Here is a 14,001-nt window from a genome sequence, read left to right on the forward strand (position 1 = left end):
GCTCCTTCGTTCCACTTCACGGTGGCATCGCGTGACGGCGAGCGCACGGGGCTTGACAGCTTCCTGTGCGCCGCCGGCGCTGGTCGGCGCTCGCCGCGCGCGAGTAGGGTGAGCGCACGGATGTCCCGTCGCGGCATCCGTTCGCGAGAGGGGGCCGCGATGAGCGGAGACGGCACCGGGTACGAGTACCCCGACGAGGCCGGGTATCCAGACGGCACGGGAACCCTGCACGAGGGCACGGAGGACGCAGCGGAGGCTGCCGACGACGACGAGGCCGAGCTCGAGCACTTCGCCATGGAGGACGAGGAGGACGACGACGAAGGCGTCTGAGCCGGCGCCGCCGGTCAGACGAGCGGCGACCTGAATCCGACCGTCCCGGAACGGATGTCGGCGTGCTCGAGCACGACCGCGACGCGCTCGCCCGCCCGGAGACCGGGCGTCGCAGGGCAGCTCGCCGTCACCGCGGGCTCGACGAGCTGGATCAGCGCGTCGTCGCCCCGGACCTCGAGCACCGTTGCCGTGAACCGCTCGCCGACCCGGTCGGCGAGTACGGCGGCCTCGACCATGGCGACGGATGCCGCGGCGAGTCGGCTCGCTCGTTGCGACGAGGCGCCCATCAGCGACGGGATCTCGTGGAGGGAGTCCCGCACCCAGCCCGGCACGGGACGGCCGGCGAGCAGGGCCTCGCAGACCACGAGTCCCCAGCGGTCGACGAGGCGGCGGAGGGGTGCTGTGACGTGCGCGTACGGGCTCGCGAGCGCCGACTGCATCGGGTCGGCCGGAGCCTCGCCGTCCATCGCCTCGTAGCCGGCGCCGCGGAACAGGCCGCTCGCGGCCTGCATGATCGCGAGTGCGGCGGGGTCGTCGCGGTCGAGGGTGCGCAGGTACTCACCGTAGGTGATGTGCTCGGGCCACGGTCGGCCGAGGGCCTCGGTCTGCGTGCGGAACGCGGCGATCCGCTCGTCGGTCGGCTTCGGCATGGTGCGGAGCACACCCACCTCGGCTTCGAGCATGAGCTCGGCGGCGGCCATGCCCGTCATCAGCGAGAGCTGCGCGTTCCAGGACTCCACGGGCAGCAGGTGGCGACGCCGCAGTGCGTAATGACCGTCGTCGTCGCGCACGATCTCCTCGTCGGGCACGTTCAGGCTCGCGCCGCCGCGGGCGCGTTCCTGCTCGATGCGGGCCAGGCCGATCTCGCGCAACAGGTCGAGCGGGTCGGTGGCATCCGCGTCGATGCGCGCCTGCGCCTCGGGGTAGCTGAGTTGCTCGCGAGAGCGCACCAGCGCTCGCTCCAGGTGCGTCATCGTGACGACGCCCGCGTCGTCGACCTCGAACGACCAGAGATAGGCGCTGCGGTCGACGCCGGGCAGGAGCGAGGCCCGGTCGTCGCCGAGCACCGGCGGATGCAGCGGGATCCGCCCGTCGGCGGCGTACAGCGTCTGTCCCCGCCCGCGGGCCTCGAGATCGACGGCGCCGCCCGGGCGCACGAAGCCCGGGACATCCGCGATCGCATAGTGCACCAGGTACCCGCCCGGCCGTCGCTGGAGATGGAGCGCCTGGTCGAGATCGGTCGAGCCCGCGGGGTCGATGGTCAGGAACGGCAGGTCGCGTCGGTCGGCCTCGGGCGGGGGAGTGGCGGATGCCGCCGCCTGCGCCTCCGCCAGCACGTCTGCCGGGAACGCCTGGGGCAGCTCGAGCTCCACGCGAAGCTCGGCGAGCGCCTCGGCGAGCTCGCCCTGCGCGGCGGAACGAGCGATGCGGGACCGGCGTTCGGGCATGCGCCAAGCCTAGGCGGGCCGCCGAACTAGAATCGTCGGGTGCCCACTCGCCTCTCCAACTACTTCCTCCGCACGCTCCGCGAAGATCCCGCCGACGCCGAGGTGGCGAGCCATCGACTCCTCGTGCGCGCCGGCTACATCCGCCGTCAGGCGCCGGGCGTCTTCGCCTGGCTGCCGATCGGCCTGCGCGTCAAGGCCCGCATCGAGCAGATCGTCCGCGAGGAGATGACCGCGGCCGGCGCGCACGAGGTGCACTTCCCGGCACTCCTGCCACGCGAGCCCTACGAGGTGACGAACCGGTGGACGGAGTACGGCGACGGCGTGTTCCGCCTGCAGGACCGGAAGGGCGCCGACTACATGCTCGCGCCCACGCACGAGGAGGTCTTCACGCTGCTCGTGAAGGACCTCTACTCGTCGTACAAGGACCTGCCGCTCACCATCTACCAGATCCAGGACAAGTACCGCGACGAGGCACGTCCGCGAGCCGGTCTCCTGCGCGGTCGCGAGTTCACCATGAAGGACGCGTACTCGTTCGACGCGAGCGACGAAGGCCTCGATGCGAGCTACCGGGCGCAGCGCGACGCGTACGAGCGCATCTTCGCGCGGCTCGGCCTCGACTACGTCATCGTGGAGGCGGATGCCGGAGCGATGGGCGGCTCGAAGAGCGAGGAGTTCCTGCACCCGAGCCCCGTCGGCGAGGACACCTTCGTGCGGTCGGCCGGCGGGTACGCCGCGAACGTCGAGGCGTACCGCACCATCCCGCCCGAGCCGATCCCGTTCGACGCGCTTCCCGAGCCGGTCGTGCTCGACTCGCCGAACACGCCGACGATCGCGACGCTCGTCGACCTCGCGAACGCCGAGTACCCGCGCCCCGACGGACGGCCGTGGACGGCCGCCGACACCCTGAAGAACGTGGTGCTCGCACTCACGCATCTCGACGGCACCCGCGAGCTGGTCGTCGTCGCCCTGCCCGGCGACCGCGACATCGAGCTGAAGCGAGCCGAGGTGGCGTTCGCCCCTGCCGAGGTCGAGGCGGCGACGGAGGCCGACTTCGCACGTTTCGAGAGCCTCAACGGCCGACCCGGGCTCGTGAAGGGCTACATCGGCCCGTGGTCGCCCGAGGGTCCGGTGCTCGGGGCCGAGTCGTCGACCGGCATCCGCTTCTTCGTCGACCCGCGCGTCGTCGACGGCACCGAGTGGATCACCGGCGCCAACCTCGACGAGAAGCACGTGTTCGGGCTCGTCGCCGGACGCGACTTCACGGCCGATGGCGTCGTGGAGGCGGCCGACGTGCGCGCCGGCGACCCGGCGCCCGACGGATCGGGGCCGGTCGAGCTCGCCCGCGGCGTGGAGATCGGCCACGTCTTCCAGCTCGGACGCAAGTACGCCGACGCGCTCGGGCTCAAGGTGCTCGACGAGAACGGCAAGCTCGTCACCGTGACCATGGGCTCGTACGGCATCGGCGTGACGCGCATCATGGCGATCATCGCCGAGGACCACCACGACGACAAGGGGCTCGTCTGGCCGGCCTCGATCGCGCCGTTCGACGTGCACGTGCTCGCGACCGGCAAGGACGACCGGGTATTCGACGCCGCAGAGGAGGTCGTCGCCGACCTCGAGCGCGCAGGGTACGACGTGCTGTACGACGATCGCCCGAAGGTGTCGCCCGGCGTGAAGTTCGGCGACGCCGAACTCATCGGCGTGCCGAAGATCGTGATCGCGGGCCGCGGCGTCGCCGAGGGCGTCGTCGAGGTGTGGGACCGCGAGTCCGGCGACCGCGTCACGGTGCCGATCGGCGACGTCGTGGCGGAGCTTCAGCGCGGGGCATCCGCCGCGCCCGCCGTCGACGTACCGGTCTGACGCGGCCGCCCGGCCGCGGTACGTCAGAGCCGGGCGTACTTCGCGCGTGCGAAGCAGTACACGCCGTAGATCACGAGGCCGGCGCCCACCAGCCAGAGGATGATCTGGCCGAACGGCAGGGCGGCGAGGCTCTTCAGTGCCGAATCGAGCCCGCCGGCCTTCTCGGGATCGTGGGTGAGGGCGGCGATGACGAACAGTACGCCGACGACCCCGATGGCGATGCCCTTGGCGACGTAGCCGACCGTGCCGAGCGTGCGCACGCCGTCGCCGACCTTGCCGGCCGGCAGTGAGAGGTGCTTCTCGAAGGATCGCTTGATGCCGCGCACCACGAACGCGACGCCCACGCCGAGGATCACCAGGCCCACGAGCACGACCAGCACGACACCTCCCGGCGCGGCCATGAGCTGCGCGGTCATGGTCTGGCTGGACTGGGACGAGTCGGACTGGCCGCCGAGGGCGTACGTGAGCGCCGTGGCCCCGATCGCGAAATAGGCGATGGCGGTGCCGAGGTACTTGACGCGATAGCCCCACTTCTTCTTCGTGTCGGGATTGCGCTCGACGATCGCCTCGCCGATCTGCCAGACCCCGAGCGCGAAGAGGCCGATCGCGATCACCCACAGGACGAACGTGCCGAACGGCACCCGTGCGATCTGCTGCATCGCACCGCCCTGGTCGGCCTCGCCGCCGCCGGCACCCACCGCGACGGACACGGCGATGGCACCGATGACGATGTGCACGATGCCGAGCACCACGTACCCCACTCGGGCCATGGCGCGGAACGCGCGGCTGTTCTGGGCTGAGCTTGCGACGGCCTTGCCGGTATCCGGGTTCATGCGGTCAGGTTAGCGACCGTCGCTTCCGGGTCGCGCCCCCTTGCGAACGCAGCCGGATCTGTGCCTAGAAGGCGGGTCAGGAGCCCGGCGCGTCGTTCATCACCCGCGCTGCAGTTCGCCACCTCGGCGCGCCGCGGCCAGGTGTTCGATCGCCTCGGCCGCCGCAGTTGGTGCATCCGTCGCACGCAGCCGCTCGCCGAGTGCGGCGGCACGCGCCCGAAGCGCATCATCGCCCAGGAGTGCGGCCACGGCCGGCGCGATGCGCGTTGCAGGTGCCGTGCGCGGCAGTGCCAGGCCGACACCGTGGCGTTCGAGGGCCGTTCCGACCATCGGCTGGTCCATCAGCGGGTGCATGGGCATGACGAGCACGGGGACGCCGTGCGCGAGCGCCCGCATGGTCGTGGAGTGGCCGCCGTGGCCGACCACGGCGGAGACCGACGGCAGCACCTCGCCGTGAGGCATCGCATCGCGCACCTCGACGTTCGACGGCACCTGCAGGGCGCGGTCGGGGCGGAGGCCGCCGAGGGTGACGAGGCCGCGCACCGGAAGCGTGCCGAGGGCGTCGATGATCCGCTGGTACGTCTCGGTCTGGCCGGGGAACCAGGTCGTGCTCAGGCTGACGAGCACGAGCGGGGGCCGGTCCGGGTCGGATGCCGCCGCCGTGCCGGTCTCGATGGCGCCGATCCAGTCGCTCGTGCGTGCGAGGCGCGACGAGCGGGACGCGGCCGGATCGAGGCCGGCATCCGCCGCCACGATCCGCGCATCGGCCCGCGCCCATGCGCGAAGCGGATCGGCACCGCGGAGCCGGGCGAGCAGGCCGACCGGTCCGAATGCGAACTCGCGCGCCATGTAGGCGAGGAACGTGTGGATCAGGGTGGCGGTCGACGCCCCGCCCGCGCGGGCTCCGCGGATGGAGCCGGCCATGAGGGAGTCCACGAGGGCGACGTCGGAGCCGCTGGCTTCGACGGCCTCGCGGACCTCCCGCTCCACGGCCGGCTCGGCGGCGAGGCGCACGACGCGGTCGACGGCTGCGGGCACCGACCGCCGGATCGTCGGATCCCAGAAGTCGAGCGATGCCAGCGGCCGGAACGCGAGGCCGGCGGCGGTGATCGCCTCGGCCTGACGGACGTGCCCGAGCACCTCGACGCGATGCCCGCGGTCGGCGAGTGCGGCGGCGATGCAGAGCGCCGGCGGCACGTTGCCACCCGCGTCGACGGTGACGACGGTGACGGTGGACATGGTGGTTTCCCTTCGTCGTGGCGCTCAGTGCAGAGCGCGGGGATCGAGACGGTCGCAGACGGATGCCACGAGCTCGCGCATCCGACGGAGCGTCGTCTCGCGGTCGAGGCCGCGATCGCGACGCCAGAGCTTCCACGTCGTGACGTCCGTTGCCGCGACGAGCAGGTCGACGCCCTCGACGCGTCGCTCCGGGTCGAGTCGGTCGAGCGTGGCGGCGAAGACCTTCTCGACCCATTCGCGATGCAGCCGCTTGCCGTTCGACGTGATGCGGGCGGCGAACGGCTCCCACGACTCCTGACCGAGCATCAGCAGCGCGGTTCCGCCGCGGACTTCGTAGTGGTCGGCGAGCGAGGCCAGCGAGGCGTCGACGTCGTCGGGGTCGGCGAGCCGCTCGGCGAGCACGGCGGCCTCGCTGTGCTCGTGCGCGGCCTCGAACAGCCCGTCGCGGGACCCGAAGACGCGCAGGACCGTCTGCACCGACACGCCCGCGCCCTCGGCCACGGCCGGCAACGTGCAGGCGGCGAGCGGCCGTGAGCCGCCCAGGGCCTCGGTCGCCTCGAGGATCCGCAGCCGGGTCCGCTCCGCCTGCTCGGCCCGGGCTCGCATGGTGTAGGTGCGCGTCGTGGTTTTCATGTCAATCACCATTAACACCGAATTGGCATTTCATGTCAAGACCCATGAACATGGAATTTCCGCGACGGATGTCAGGTGCCCGCGACATCCGGTACCGTAGAGTGTCCGCTCCGAGGGGAAGCGGCTGAGAGCTGAATAGAGGAGGCCGGCGATGGATATCGACCTCAGCGTGCTCCGCATGATGGAGCGCGAGAAGGAGATCCCGTTCGACGAACTGGTGCAGATCATCGAGCAGGCGATCCTGATGGCCTACCTGAAGCACACCAACCCCGGCCAGCACGGCCACACGAACCCCAACGGCGCACGTGCGCACCTCGACCGCAAGACGGGGCACGTCTCGATCTTCGTGCCCGAGCACGATGAAGAGGGCAACGTCATCGGTGAGGCCGAGGACAGCCCCAGCGACTTCGGTCGCATCGCCGCGTTCGCCGCGAAGCAGGTCATCAACCAGCGTCTGCGCGACCTGGCCGACGACGCCGTGCTCGGGGAATTCCGTGGGCGCGAGGGCGACATCGTCGCGGGCATCATCCAGCAGGGGCCGAACCCCCGCATGGTGCACATCGACCTCGGCACCGTCGAGGCCATCCTCCCGCCCGAGGAGCAGGTCCCCGGCGAGGAGTATCCCCACGGGCAGCGCATCCGCGTCTACGTCACGAGCGTCGCCAAGGGCGCGAAGGGGCCGTCGATCACGGTCTCGCGCACGCACCCCGCGCTCGTGCGCAAGCTGTTCGCGCTCGAGGTCCCCGAGATCGCCTCCGGCGTCGTCGAGATCGTCTCGCTCGCCCGCGAAGCCGGCCACCGCACGAAGATCGCCGTGCGTGCGAACCAGCCCGGCGTCAACGCCAAGGGCGCCTGCATCGGCGAACTGGGCCAGCGCGTGCGCGCCGTGACCGCCGAGCTCGGCAACGAGAAGATCGACATCGTCGACTGGAACGACGACCTCGCGACGTTCGTGGCGAGTGCCCTGAGTCCCGCCAAGGTCACCAAGGCGTTCGTGATCGACGAGTCGACGCGTGCCGTGCGGGCGCTCGTTCCCGACTACCAGCTGTCGCTCGCGATCGGCAAGGAGGGGCAGAACGCCCGGCTCGCCGCGAAGCTCACTGGCGCGAAGATCGACATCCAGCCCGACTCGATCCTCGAGTCGCACTGAGCCCGGCCGGGCGTGTCGGCGGGCGTCCCGCCCGGAGGTGTAGGATGGAACCCGTCAGAACGTGCATCGGATGCCGTTCTCGTGCCCCGCGGTCCTCGCTCCTGAGGGTCGTCTCCCGGAATTCCCAGGTCGTCGCCGATGCTTCGGCTGTGCTTCCGGGCAGGGGTGCGTGGATGCATCCGACGCTCGAGTGCTACCAGCTCGCCGTGCGGCGACGCGCCTTCGGACGCGCGCTCCGCATCCGCGGCGAGGTGGACACCAGCAATGTAGAGAACAGGCTGAACGGCTAATGGACAACTCATGAGCGGCTCGAAATGAGACCCGTCCGTCATTGATGGTCCATCCCTGTTTCGGGGTGGACCCGGAACAGGAGAGAAGTGGCTGCGAAACCACGCGTACACGAGATCGCATCAGAACTCGGTGTCGACAGCAAGATCGCCCTTGAGAAGCTCAAGGAGATGGGCGAGTACGTCAAGGGACCCTCGTCCAGCATCGAACCCCCCGTCGCGCGACGCCTGAAGGCGGCGCTCGAGGCGGCCGGGGCGGCGAACGCGGCTGCTGCGGCCGGCACCGCCGGCACTGCCGCGAAGGCGGCGCCCGCGAAGGCGTCGGCGACGTCGTCCGCCGCGAAGCCCGGCCCCAAGCCGGCACCCAAGCCCGTGGCCGCTCCCGCCGAGCCGCCGGCCGAGGCGCCGATGACGGTCGCCGAGCGCCAGGCCCAGGCCGAGGAGAAGGCCGCGGCCGCGAAGGCGGCCCAGGCGGCCCAGGCCTCGGCCGAGACGCCCGCCGAGGCGCCCGCCGCGCCCGCGGCATCCGACGCCGTGAAGCCGTCGGCGGCACCCAAGCCGGGCGGGGCGATCCCGCGTCCGGCGCCGCGACCCGGTGCCCCCCGCCCGGGCAACAACCCGTTCTCGAGCTCGCAGGGCATGGGCCAGCGTCCCGCCCAGCCGCGCCCCGGCAACAACCCGTTCTCCAGCTCGCAGGGCATGGGCCAGCGCCCGTCGCCCGGCAACATCCCGCGTCCGCAGGCGCCCCGGCCCGGTTCGCCGCGCCCCGGCGCACCGCGTCCCGGCGGCCCCGGCGGACGTCCCGGCGGCGGCTTCCAGCGTCCCGGCGGCGCCGGTGCCGGAACGGGCGCTCGCCCCGGCGGTCCCGGCGGCTTCCAGCGCCCGGGTGGGGCGCCCGGCGGCGGCTTCGGCGGCCCGCGGCCCGCGGGCGGCGGCGGTCGTGGCCGCGGCCCCGGCGGCGGCACGGCCGGTGCGTTCGGCCGTGGTGGCGGCAAGAGCAAGGCCCGCAAGTCGAAGCGTACGAAGCGGCAGGAATTCGAGATGCGGGAGGCTCCGTCGCTGGGCGGCGTGAGCGTTCCCCGGGGCGACGGCAACACCGTCATCCGGCTGCGCCGAGGCGCCTCCATCTCGGACTTCGCCGACAAGATCGACGCCAACCCCGGCTCGCTCGTCACGGTGCTCTTCCACCTCGGTGAGATGGCGACCGCGACGGAGTCGCTCGACGAGGCCACGTTCGAGGTGCTCGGCGCCGAGCTCGGCTACAAGATCCAGGTCGTCTCGCCGGAGGACGAGGACCGCGAGCTCCTCGAGGGCTTCGACATCGACCTCGACCAGGAGCTCGAGGACGAGACCGACGAGGACCTGCAGCAGCGTCCGCCGGTGGTCACCGTCATGGGCCACGTCGACCACGGTAAGACCCGACTCCTCGACGCCATCCGCAACGCGAACGTCGTCGCGGGCGAGGCGGGCGGCATCACGCAGCACATCGGTGCGTACCAGGTGCACACCGAGCACGAGGGCATCGACCGGGCGATCACCTTCATCGACACCCCGGGTCACGAGGCGTTCACCGCCATGCGTGCCCGCGGTGCGCAGGTGACGGACATCGCGATCCTCGTGGTGGCGGCCGACGACGGCATCATGCCGCAGACGATCGAGGCGCTGAACCACGCGCAGTCGGCGAACGTGCCGATCGTGGTGGCCGTGAACAAGATCGACAAGCCCGACGCGAACCCCGCGAAGGTGCGCCAGCAGCTCACCGAGTTCGGCCTCGTGGCCGAGGAGTACGGCGGCGACGTGATGTTCGTCGACGTGTCGGCGCGCGAGGGGATCGGCATCCAGGAGCTGCTCGACGCGGTGCTCCTCACCGCCGACGCCGGGCTCGACCTGCGCGCGAACCCCGACAAGGACGCGCGCGGCGTGGCCATCGAGGCGAAGCTCGACAAGGGACGCGGCGCCGTGGCGACCGTGCTCATCCAGTCGGGCACGCTGAAGGTCGGCGACGCGATCGTCGCGGGCACGGCCTACGGCCGCGTGCGTGCCATGGCCGACGAGAACGGCGACCCCGTGCTCGCCGCGACGCCGTCGCGTCCCGTGCAGGTGCAGGGCCTCTCGAGCGTTCCGCGCGCCGGTGACACCTTCCTCGTGACCGAGGAGGACCGCACCGCCCGCCAGATCGCCGAGAAGCGCGAGGCCGCCGAGCGCAACGCGCAGCTGGCGAAGGCGCGCAAGCGCATCTCGCTCGAGGACTTCACGCGTGCCCTCGAAGAGGGCAAGGTCGAGGCGCTCAACCTCATCATCAAGGGCGACGTGTCGGGTGCCGTCGAGGCGCTCGAGGAATCGCTCATGAAGATCGAGGTCGACGACTCGGTGCAGCTGCGCATCCTCCACCGCGGTGTGGGTGCCGTCACCGAGAGCGACATCGACCTGGCGACGATCGACAACGCGATCGTCATCGGGTTCAACGTGCGGCCCGACGTGAAGGCTCGCGAGCGCGCGGCCCGCGAGGGTGTCGACGTACGCTTCTACAACGTCATCTACAACGCGATCGACGACATCGAGAACTCGCTCAAGGGCATGCTCAAGCCCGAGTTCGAAGAGGTCCAGTCGGGTGTCGCCGAGATCCGCGAGGTGTTCCGCTCCTCGAAGTTCGGCAACATCGCCGGTGTCATCGTGCGGTCGGGAACGATCACGCGCAACGCCAAGGCCCGCGTCATCCGCGATGGCGTCGTGGTGGGCGACAACCTCGCCATCGAGTCGCTTCGCCGGTTCAAGGACGACGTCACCGAGGTCCGCACGGACTTCGAGGCGGGCATCGGCCTCGGCAAGTACAACGACATCCAGGTCGGCGACGAGATCGAGACGATCGAGATGCGGGAGAAGCCGCGCGCGTAGTGCTCGAGGGTCGGGGTCCCGCTCTCTTCCTGAGCGAAGAGACGGGGCCCCTTCCCCGATTCACTCAGGAAGAGCGGGACCCCGCCGGCGCAAGCCGACGCGTGGTGAGAGAAGGGCAGAGGAATGGCTGATCCGGCACGGGCCAGGAAGATGGCCGACCGCATCAAGGAGATCGTCGCACGACGCCTCGACAAGGGGCTCCGCGACCCGCGGCTCGGCTTCGTGACGATCACCGACGTGCGCGTCACCGGGGACCTGCAGCACGCGAGCATCTTCTACACGGTGTACGGCTCCGACGAGGAGCGCCGCGACTCGGCGCTCGCCCTCAAGGCGGCCACCGGGATGCTCCGCAGCGAGGTCGGCCGCAACATCACGGCGCGGCTCACGCCGACGCTCGAGTTCATCCCCGACGCGATCCCCGAGAACGCCGAGCACATCGAGGCGCTCCTCCGCGAGGCGCGCACGCGCGACGCCGAGACGTCCGTGCTCGCGTCGACGGCCGCCTACGCCGGCGAAGCCGATCCCTACGTGAAGCCGCGCGACCTCGACGAGGACGACGAGGCCGACAGCACCCGCTGACCACTCCTCGGTCCGCCCCTCCCGCTCACGCGGTCAACCCCTCCCTCTCGCGGCCGCGGCCTCGCCGCAACCGAGGAGATCGCGACATCCGAGGTCGGATCAGCGACAGCGGCCCTCGAAACCGTCGATCTCCTCAGTTGCGGCAGCGGCACCAGTTGCCCCAGCGGCATCAGCGGCCGGCGTGCGCGCCGAGCAGCTCGGGTTCCACGGCGGCGGCGCGCGCATGCAGTGCCTCGATGAACGCGAGCACGATCGGTTGCCGCAGCGCCTCGGGGCGGCAGACGAGCCAGTACGGCAGGCGCTCGTCGATCTCGTCGGGGAACAGGCGCACCAGGTCGTCGTGGGGGTCCGCGAGGAACGCCGGGAGAAGGCCGAACCCGGCCCCGGCCCGCGTCGCGTCGACGTGCACGTAGACGTTGGTGCTCGACACGGACTCGAGCATGCCGCGAGTGGAGCTGCGCGCCTCGTCGAGGGCGTCGACCTGCAGCATCGATTCGATGAAGTACACGAGCGGCGCCCCGTCGAGCTCGGCAGGCGACGACGGGGTGCCGTGCCGCTCGAGGAAGTCGCGGCTCGCGTAGAGGCCGAGGGCGTAGTCGGCGAGTCGGATCGCCTCCGCGCGCTGCACGTGCGGCCGACCGACGACGACCTCGAGATCGACGCCGACCCGCTGCTGCGTCGCACGCCGGGTGGCCGCGACGATCTCGAGCGTCACGTCGGGGTGCGCCCGTCGCATCGCGACGATCGCTGGGGAGGCGATGAAGCCGCTGAACCCGTCGGTCGCCGACAGCCGCACGACTCCCGAGAGCCTCGGACCCTCGGGAGCCAGCGCGTCGAGCGCCCGCTCCACGCCCTCGGCGGCCGCGATCGCGTGTTCACCGAGGGGGGTGAGCACCCACCCCGAGGCGCCGCGGGCGAGCACGCGTCCGCCGAGGGCGTCTTCAAGGGCTCCGATACGCCGGGCGATGGTCGTGTGGTTGAGGCCGAGCTCGGCCGCGGCCGCCGTGTAGCGGCCGGCGCGCGCGACGGCGAGCAGCACGAGCAGGTCGTCGGGGCTCGGTCGGCGCCCCGGAAGCGGCGTCACGGACACCACTGCATACTCCCACATTCGGGGGACAGTGCGGCCGGTCGTTCCGGCGACCGGCCGCCCAAGGTCAGGAGTCGGGCAGCACGAGCGAGCCGCCGTGGCCGACCACCGCCAGCCCGTCGGCCACGAGCCCCGCGATGGCGTGTTCCAGCTGCGCAGCATCCGACCACACGCCGTCGAGTTCGCCGCGCGTGACCGGACGATGCGCCGCGCGCAGTTCCCGCATCACGAGCCCGCGCACCTGCCGATCCGACCCCTCGAAGCGCGACTGCACGGGCTTGCGGGGTCCGTCGTACGCCGGATACCCCGCCGCCCGCCACGCGCACGATCCGGCGACGGGGCAGACGTCGCAGCGCGGGGCACGCGCCGTGCACACGGTGGCGCCGAGCTCCATCGCGGCGGCGTTGAACACCCGCGCCGCGGCATCCCCCTCCGGCAGGAGCGCGTCCATCTCGGCGAGGTCGCGCGCCGTCGACGAAGGTCCGGGATGCTCCTGTCCGAGCACCGCGCGCGCGATGACCCGACGCGTGTTGGTGTCGACCACCGGATGCCGCGCTCCGAACGCGAACGCGGCGACCGCCCGCGCGGTGTAGGGGCCGACGCCCTGCAGCGCGAGGAGGTCGTCGAGCTCCTCGGGCACCCGGCCGTCGTGGCGCTCCACGATCTCGACGGCGGCCCGGTGCAGCCAGAGGGCGCGCCGCGGGTATCCGAGGCGATCCCATGCCCGAACGGCCTCGGCGGGCGGCTCGGCGGCGAGCGCGGCCGGCGTGGGCCACCGGGTGATCCACGCCTCCCAGCGTGGGATGACGCGCGCCACCTGCGTCTGCTGCAGCATGAACTCGCTCACGAGCACGGCCCACGGAGACACCTCGGCGGCGCGCCACGGCAGGGGCCGGGCGGCGTCGGCGAACCACGAGTTCAGCGCGGCCGGGAGGTCGGCGGCAACGGAACGCGGCATCCGACCAGCCTATGCCGACTGCCTATGCCGCATGCCACTGCCGACGCCGATGCCGCGAAGCTAGGCTCGTCGCCATGGAGCTCGTCACCACGCCGCGCGTCACGTTCCTCAGGGGCCTCGCCGACGAGATCCTGCAGCACTACGGGCGCGGACGCATGATCGTCGCGATCGACGGACCGCTGCAGAGCGGCAAGACGCGCCTCGCCGACGACCTCGCCGCGGTGTTCCGCGAACGTGGGCACCGCGTGTTCCGGGCGAGCATGGAGGGCTTCCACCGGTCGCGCGAGGCGCAGGGCGATTTCGGCCCCGACACGCCGGCTCGCTACTACCACTACGGCTTCGACGAGTCGGCCTTGCGCCGCGTCCTCATCGAGCCGTTCCGCATGGGCGGGTCGACGGCGTTCGTGACGGCCGTGTTCGATCCGACGCGCGACGCGTGGGTCGAGCCGAAGTGGCTCACGGGTCCCGCCGACGCGCTGCTCGTGATCGACGGGCGCTTCGTGCTGCGACCGCGCCTCACCGATCTCTGGGACTTCCGCATCGCCCTCGACGGTGACCCGGAGGACGCCGCCGACCGACTCGCCTACGCCGACAGCGACCCTCGGCTCGTCGCCCAGGCGGTCGTCGACGACCGCGACCCCGAGCACCCGAGTCGGCGGTACTTCGACAGCCTCTGACGGCGCGGACCGCGCGACCGCGAGA

At 71.7% G+C, this 14,001-nt stretch carries 13 protein-coding genes; 7 read left to right on the forward strand and 6 right to left on the reverse strand.

All coding sequences use genetic code 11. The features are described 5' to 3' along the window. Positions 1–159: 159 nt before the first annotated feature. Positions 160–330, forward strand: a complete 171-nt coding sequence (locus tag ACVFI9_RS07415; RefSeq protein ID WP_474765451.1) for a hypothetical protein — start codon at positions 160–162, stop codon at positions 328–330. 14 nt (positions 331–344) lie between these two features. Here ACVFI9_RS07415 and ACVFI9_RS07420 read toward each other — a convergent pair whose 3' ends face one another. After that, complete coding sequence (locus ACVFI9_RS07420) at positions 345–1,778, reverse strand: RNB domain-containing ribonuclease (RefSeq protein ID WP_474765452.1); 1,434 nt, start codon at positions 1,776–1,778, stop codon at positions 345–347. Between the two features lie 39 nt (positions 1,779–1,817). Here ACVFI9_RS07420 and ACVFI9_RS07425 point away from each other — a divergent pair, with 39 nt between their 5' ends. Further along, positions 1,818–3,638, forward strand: a complete 1,821-nt coding sequence (locus tag ACVFI9_RS07425) for a proline--tRNA ligase (protein WP_474765453.1) — start codon at positions 1,818–1,820, stop codon at positions 3,636–3,638. Between the two features lie 23 nt (positions 3,639–3,661). Here the strand turns inward: ACVFI9_RS07425 and ACVFI9_RS07430 are convergent, their stop codons facing one another. The 3 genes from ACVFI9_RS07430 to ACVFI9_RS07440 form a co-directional block, all read right to left on the reverse strand. Then, positions 3,662–4,471 (reverse strand): DUF1206 domain-containing protein, encoded by an 810-nt coding sequence (locus ACVFI9_RS07430; RefSeq protein WP_474765454.1) that lies wholly within the window; start codon positions 4,469–4,471, stop codon positions 3,662–3,664. Between the two features lie 99 nt (positions 4,472–4,570). Then, positions 4,571–5,710 carry a glycosyltransferase gene (locus ACVFI9_RS07435; RefSeq protein WP_474765456.1) on the reverse strand — a complete coding sequence of 380 codons (1,140 nt, stop codon included), beginning with the start codon at positions 5,708–5,710 and terminating at the stop codon, positions 4,571–4,573. A gap of 24 nt (positions 5,711–5,734) precedes the next feature. After that, on the reverse strand, positions 5,735–6,343 hold the full coding sequence (locus ACVFI9_RS07440; protein ID WP_474765457.1) for a TetR/AcrR family transcriptional regulator: 609 nt from the start codon (positions 6,341–6,343) through the stop codon (positions 5,735–5,737). A gap of 151 nt (positions 6,344–6,494) precedes the next feature. Here ACVFI9_RS07440 and nusA point away from each other — a divergent pair, with 151 nt between their 5' ends. The 4 genes from nusA (at position 6,495) to rbfA (ending at position 11,254) form a co-directional block, all read left to right on the forward strand. Continuing rightward, complete coding sequence (gene nusA, locus ACVFI9_RS07445) at positions 6,495–7,493, forward strand: transcription termination factor NusA (RefSeq protein WP_474765459.1); 999 nt, start codon at positions 6,495–6,497, stop codon at positions 7,491–7,493. Between the two features lie 44 nt (positions 7,494–7,537). Then, positions 7,538–7,783: a YlxR family protein gene (locus ACVFI9_RS07450; RefSeq protein WP_474765461.1), complete on the forward strand. Its 246-nt coding sequence runs from the start codon at positions 7,538–7,540 to the stop codon at positions 7,781–7,783. A gap of 87 nt (positions 7,784–7,870) precedes the next feature. Next, positions 7,871–10,675 carry a translation initiation factor IF-2 gene (gene infB, locus ACVFI9_RS07455; protein WP_474765462.1) on the forward strand — a complete coding sequence of 935 codons (2,805 nt, stop codon included), beginning with the start codon at positions 7,871–7,873 and terminating at the stop codon, positions 10,673–10,675. A gap of 123 nt (positions 10,676–10,798) precedes the next feature. Further along, on the forward strand, positions 10,799–11,254 hold the full coding sequence (rbfA, locus tag ACVFI9_RS07460) for a 30S ribosome-binding factor RbfA (protein ID WP_474765464.1): 456 nt from the start codon (positions 10,799–10,801) through the stop codon (positions 11,252–11,254). A 169-nt stretch (positions 11,255–11,423) separates the two neighbouring features. Here the strand turns inward: rbfA and ACVFI9_RS07465 are convergent, their stop codons facing one another. Both ACVFI9_RS07465 and ACVFI9_RS07470 read right to left on the reverse strand, forming a co-directional pair. Beyond that, positions 11,424–12,344 carry a LysR family transcriptional regulator gene (locus tag ACVFI9_RS07465; RefSeq protein ID WP_474765465.1) on the reverse strand — a complete coding sequence of 307 codons (921 nt, stop codon included), beginning with the start codon at positions 12,342–12,344 and terminating at the stop codon, positions 11,424–11,426. 64 nt (positions 12,345–12,408) lie between these two features. Next, positions 12,409–13,299 (reverse strand): HhH-GPD family protein, encoded by an 891-nt coding sequence (locus tag ACVFI9_RS07470; RefSeq protein WP_474765466.1) that lies wholly within the window; start codon positions 13,297–13,299, stop codon positions 12,409–12,411. Between the two features lie 74 nt (positions 13,300–13,373). Here ACVFI9_RS07470 and ACVFI9_RS07475 point away from each other — a divergent pair, with 74 nt between their 5' ends. Next, positions 13,374–13,976: a nucleoside/nucleotide kinase family protein gene (locus ACVFI9_RS07475; protein WP_474765468.1), complete on the forward strand. Its 603-nt coding sequence runs from the start codon at positions 13,374–13,376 to the stop codon at positions 13,974–13,976. Positions 13,977–14,001: the final 25 nt, after the last annotated feature.

It is taken from the genome of Agromyces sp. NSFZ, from assembly GCF_056156205.1.